We start from the raw sequence: 1,674 nt of genomic DNA on the forward strand, positions 1-1,674 counted from the left end.
CGTGGCTGTTGCACAACTCTACTTAGGGATTTAAGTGGCCTTTTCTGTATCTTGAGGTATGCAAGGCAGAAAAGAATATATCGAAAAGCAAATCACTTGTTTTCAGCTGTCCAGCCGCGTCCCTAAGCACAACTTCTACCGTCGGCTAAAGGAGACGCTCGACCTGACCTTTATCTATAAGGCCACGAAACAGCTTTATGGCCAGACTGGAAACCCTTCCATTGACCCAGTCGTATTCTTTAAGTTCATGCTCATCGGTTGCCTGGAGAATATTACCTCCGACAGAAAGCTAATTGAGCATTGCTCACTACGGATGGATATGCTGTATTTCCTGGGCTATAACATTGATGAGCCATTACCCTGGCACTCCACGTTGAGTCGTACTCGACAACTTTACCCGGAAGCGCTCTTTGAGGCAGTGTTCGATAAAGTATTCAGCCTGTGTGTAGCTAACAACATGGTGGCTGGCCGTAGGGTAGCCATCGACTCGGCCCCCGTCAAAGCCAATGCTTCGATGGAAAGACTGCTAGAAAAACAACCCAATCTACCGGGTCCCAGGCTGGTCCGGTCGGCTGAGGATCAAAATGAGCCGGTGCCTTCCATCGCTCCATTCAGCCCCCGTCAAGCTGCATCGGTGATTACCGCAGCCGATCACCAGTTAAGACGGTTGAAAAAGCATCAGCAAAACCTGAAAAGTGCACCCACTACTTTAGGAGCCGGTAACGAAAAGGCAAAGTTACTCAGCAACAAAACCCATTATAGTCCCACCGATCCCGATGCCCGTATCTCGATTAAGCCTGGTAAAGCCCGCAAACTCAACTACCATTGTAGCCTGGCTGTTGATACGGCCGAAGGCGTCATTAGTCATGTACAGGCCGATTTTGCCGATGGCCGGGATAGCCAGTACTTACCTGATATCGCCCTCAAACTTCAGCAGCGGTTGGCCGCCAATGAGCTACGTTTAGAAGAGGTATTGGCGGATACAGGTTACTCAAACGGCAGTAACTACGCCTTGCTGGAAGGGTGGAAGATTACGGGTTGGATACCTACCTTCGGCCACTATAAACCACAGATCGAAGGCTTCCCCTATGATTCTGAAGGGGATCACTTTACTTGTTCGGCTGGCAAGCGATTGCCTTTTAAGACCTTTGCCACACACGCCGAAACCGGTTTGTTAAAGGTCTATCGGGCGGATTACCAGGACTGCAAACAGTGTCCACTTAAACCCACCTGTGTACCCAAGAGCCAATGCCGACAAATTATTCGAACCGCCTATGATCCCTTCTACCGTCGAGCCCTGGAGCGCCAGCAAAGTCGGCGGGGCAAACGCATGAAGAAGCTTCGCCAACGGACGGTGGAACCCGTGTTAGGTAGTCTGGTGGAGTACAATGGATTACGAAAGATCAATGTACGGGGCAAAGCTGGAGCTCACAAAGTGATGCTGATGGCGGCTATTGCCTTCAACCTGAAGAAGTATATGAAGTTCACCACCAAGTTCACTCTCAGCCAGGCCATAGCCCTAAAGGTGGAATGGTCATCACCTTCTCAAGACACTTTTCCGGGTTTTGGCGTGCTTTTTCTCAACTAAGAAGAGCAGACCGATGGTATAAAATCTTATTAGCCAATTCAGACACTGAAAATCGATCTAGAAAGCGGAGTTGTGCAACAGCCACG

General features: G+C 49.6%; 1 protein-coding gene. It reads left to right on the top strand.

All coding sequences use genetic code 11. The features are described 5' to 3' along the window. Nucleotides 1–58 precede the first annotated feature (58 nt). Nucleotides 59–1,588: an IS1182 family transposase gene (locus tag B156_RS0124630; protein WP_018622466.1), complete on the top strand. Its 1,530-nt coding sequence runs from the start codon at nucleotides 59–61 to the stop codon at nucleotides 1,586–1,588. The last annotated feature ends 86 nt before the right edge of the window (nucleotides 1,589–1,674 follow it).

This window comes from Spirosoma luteum DSM 19990, assembly GCF_000374065.1.
In the GTDB taxonomy this organism is placed as follows: Bacteria; Bacteroidota; Bacteroidia; order Cytophagales; family Spirosomataceae; genus Spirosoma; species Spirosoma luteum.

Excerpts from the sequence above, each read along its gene's own strand:
- B156_RS0124630 (WP_018622466.1), top strand. The coding sequence starts at position 59 with ATGCAAGGCAGAAAAGAATATATCGAAAAGCAAATCACTTGTTTTCAG.